This window comes from Thermovirga sp. (assembly GCA_012523215.1).
In the GTDB taxonomy this organism is placed as follows: domain Bacteria; phylum Synergistota; class Synergistia; order Synergistales; family Thermovirgaceae; genus 58-81.
Window position 1 is genome coordinate 1 of the sequence record JAAYIZ010000277.1, and the last position, 2,293, is coordinate 2,293.

A 2,293-nucleotide genomic window follows, 5' to 3' on the forward strand; every position below is an offset into this window, starting at 1 on the left:
AACTGGGAACCGATAACGCCAGCGAGATGATAAGGTTTCTGCTCCTCAACGTGCTGGATTCAGCCTGGAAGGAGCACCTCCTGGCCATGGATGAACTGAGAAGGGGGATCGGCCTGCGGGCTATAGGACAGAAGGATCCACTTCTTGAATACCAGTTTGAATCCTATAATCTTTTCCAGGAGATGATGGAACGGATCCGGCTCTCCTTCGCCCAGTACTTTTTCAGGGTCACGGTGATGACACCGGAGTCGGAGCCCGCCAAGACCGTGGGCTCCCGGAGGGAGATCCGTGATGCGGTACTGCCGCCTCCAACCGGTGGTCCGGATGATTCCCCGCGATCCCAGCCGGTAAGAAGCGCTCCGAGGATTGGAAGGAACCAACCTTGCCCCTGCGGCAGCGGTAAAAAGTATAAGCATTGTTGCGGTAAGAACGTCTGAGAACTGGATCGGCCCCTGTCGCATCCACGAATACGAGGGAGTGATTCCTTTGAGATCGAGATCCTTCTTTTTAACGCTGGTCCTGTCGGTAGTGTTCATCCTTTCCGGGACGGCCCATGGGCAGGACATTCCGGCTCTTCTCTCGAAATCCCTGGATGAGGCGCCTTCCCTGGAAACCTTGGGATCGGGGAAGGGGACCGTGATCCTGAGAGATATCAATTTTCGGCTTTTGGCCGATGGAAGAACGGAGCGGGTTACGACCCTCTTTCTTCATGAAGGCGAGGAGCTCCCGGACAGATGGAGAAACTGGGAGATCGTCATCCCCGAGGGAGGCGAGGCCTCCGTCCTGGAATCAGCGCTTTATGACCCTAACAGCCGCCGGATCCGGTTCCCCCTGATCCCGAGGGAGATCGAAAGAGGTGGAGTCCGGGTCATCGAGGTGAGGTTTCCCAACAGCTTCGAGGACAATATCCTCGCCTTATCCTATCGCGAAGTCTTTCCGACGAGGATGAACCTCGAGGATGCTGTCCCCATCGACCTTGACCTGGCCCAGTGGGAACAGAGGATCACCTTGGAGCTGCCCTCCGGAGCCGAACCAGCCTGGCAAGGGGAAAATCTTCCCGATCCCCAGGTGAGCAGGAGCGGCGTCGAGGATACCTATACCTGGAGCATCATCAATACCCCTGTCCTCGAAGAATCCTCCCTCTCCCCGGAGAAGGGGCGCTGGTTGATATTCAGCCTCAGGAAGGGCCTTCAATACTCGCTTGGTGCCGTCTCCACGTTGGCCGCCTCCCTCGAAGCTACCCCCCCTTCGCGGGTAGCTTCCTTCATGAATGATCCCGACAAGTCGAGAAGGGGGGTCCGGATAATGGAGTACGTGAACGGCCCCGAGCTCATCGAATCTTCGCTGCCCCCCGATCTCGTCAGGAACCCGGACAGTATCCCTGCAGAAGGGCCCTGGACGGTGTGGGAGGCCTCCTTTCTCCTTGGGAACTGGTTGCGAAGGGCTGGTTGGAGCGTGGAAGCCTGCTGGGATTCGCGGGTTTCCCTCGGAGATTTGTCTCCCGCGACGGTAAAAGCGTGGAGAAAACCCGTACTGTCCGTAACCCCCCCTGGGGGGAAACCCTTTATCTTCGAGATAGGGCAGGCCGTTAAACCCGGCTCCATGCCACCCGGACTCTGGGGGAGGACCCTCTATTCCCTGGACGGGAGCACTCCTTTGCGAAACACCTTGCCCTCGGGAGGTCCGGGAGATCATCGGCTTTCGGTCAATTGGGTCATTGAAGTCGCCCCGGATGGCATGGCTACGGGCGAACTGGCGATCACCGCCGGGGGTGCCTGGGTTGAGGTAGTGAACGGTGACGGAGCCATCGGGGAAGATACCGCCGCCAGGATGTTAGCTTCCTTCACCTGGCCTTCCATTCCCGGGTTCTCCTTTCAGGAAGCCTCGGTGGAAACGCCTGGAACGGGACTGAGGGTCAAGGTCCCTCTCCATGCCAGGGTCGCCATACCCGGAGGTGAGGGACTGCTCCTCAGGATGCCCTCGGTGATGATGCCCTGGCAACATTCAATAGCCGAAAAAAGGGATGCAGGAGATATACGTTTCCCCTTTGTCTTTGAACAAACGGCCAGCATTCGCCTCCCCGAGGGTTTCAAGGTCATGGTCCTTCCGGCCACCCGGCCCTACGATATGGGGCAGGTCAAACTGGAGGAATCCATGAGAGTGAGGAAGGGAAGCACTCTGGTGGCGGAACAGAAGACCATCGTCTCGACGGCCAGGCTGGAAGAACAGGCCCGACAGGCCCTGGCGAACGTCGTACGACAGCAGCTTGGCTGGATCGAGGCCACTGTGCCTT

At 58.6% G+C, this 2,293-nt stretch carries 2 protein-coding genes; both read left to right on the forward strand.

Translation table 11 applies throughout. The annotated features are described in order from the left end of the window. Positions 1–437, forward strand: a 437-nt coding sequence (locus tag GX108_07525) for a preprotein translocase subunit SecA (protein ID NLO56882.1), incomplete at its 5' end; no start/stop codon positions are given. Between the two features lie 49 nt (positions 438–486). Further along, positions 487–2,293: hypothetical protein (locus tag GX108_07530; GenBank protein ID NLO56883.1), on the forward strand; the 1,807-nt coding region annotated here is incomplete at its 3' end.